Source organism: Nonomuraea sp. MG754425, assembly GCF_021699195.1.
GTDB lineage: Bacteria > Actinomycetota > Actinomycetes > Streptosporangiales > Streptosporangiaceae > Nonomuraea.
Map to the genome: position 1 here is coordinate 1 of NZ_SSXE01000438.1, position 956 is coordinate 956.

The 956-nt window shown below is 74.4% G+C and carries 2 protein-coding genes; one reads left to right on the forward strand and one right to left on the reverse strand.

Features of this window, described 5'->3' with window-relative positions:
* Nucleotides 1-189, forward strand: a 189-nt coding sequence (locus tag FAF44_RS53335; protein WP_237111142.1) for a hypothetical protein, incomplete at its 5' end; no start/stop codon positions are given.
* Between the two features lie 494 nt (nucleotides 190-683).
* Here the strand turns inward: FAF44_RS53335 and FAF44_RS53340 are convergent.
* Nucleotides 684-956 (reverse strand): GyrI-like domain-containing protein (locus FAF44_RS53340; protein ID WP_237111143.1); only part of this gene is annotated, 273 nt, incomplete at its 5' end.

Sequence of the window (956 nt, forward strand, 5' to 3'; positions counted from 1 at the left end):
CCCAGGAACCCCCGGCACCGGACGCCTGCGCCCCGGTGGCCGCCGCGCATCCGCACGCACGCCCCCACCAGGCCGCACACTCCCCGCCGGACGCCTCCGTCCACCAGGCGACCCGGCCCGGCCACCAACCGGGCCCAGCACGCGGCGAGCACCCCGGCCCACCGCCGCAGCAGCCGTTCCTCGTCCTAACATCCGGCGCAACTCCCAACGATCAACGCCCCCGGCGTCCGGCGCCAGGGGGAAGCACCCCTGTACCCGACACCCAGCAGGCGGAAACGACACTCCAGCCGATCCACGCGGCGCCTACCCCCGCAACCACGCGCCACACAACCGTTCACCACGACCACCCGACGACCACCGGCACCACACACCCGACCGGCACCCGGGCCCCGCCCGCACAGCCCTCGCCGGACACCGGCCCCCTCGCGCCGGCATCCCGCACGACATCCCGCCTCCACCGCGAGAACTCCGCCGAGGCGGCCCCGGGAGGCTCTGCTCGTCACCGCTGTCATGAGTTCCAGGCGACGCGGGCAGCCGGCGCCCGCGATGACGCCGCGGCCCGATCGTCGCCCCCAGATTATGTCCCGCCCGAGGTGCAAGGGCGCCCTGGTCACGAAGCCACAGCAAGTTTTGACCTGGCCATGGCGTGGCGGCAGCCCACCCATGACACCGCACGCCCCCGGCTACCCCTCCTCCAGGCCGACCAGCACCTCCGTCACCAGCTCCGCCGCAGCCGTCACCGCCGGATCCGACACGTACACCTCACGCACCGGACCCCGCACCGCGTACCGACGCTCCGCACACCACGCCAGCACCGCATGCACCGTCAGCGGCATCTGGTCATACGGCCCCACATGCCGCGCGCACGCGAACACCCCGCCCGGCAGCACCCGCGTCTCCACCCCGGCCGGCGGCTGCCGCCCGTCCACCACCAGCGCCACCGACACCTCCACCAC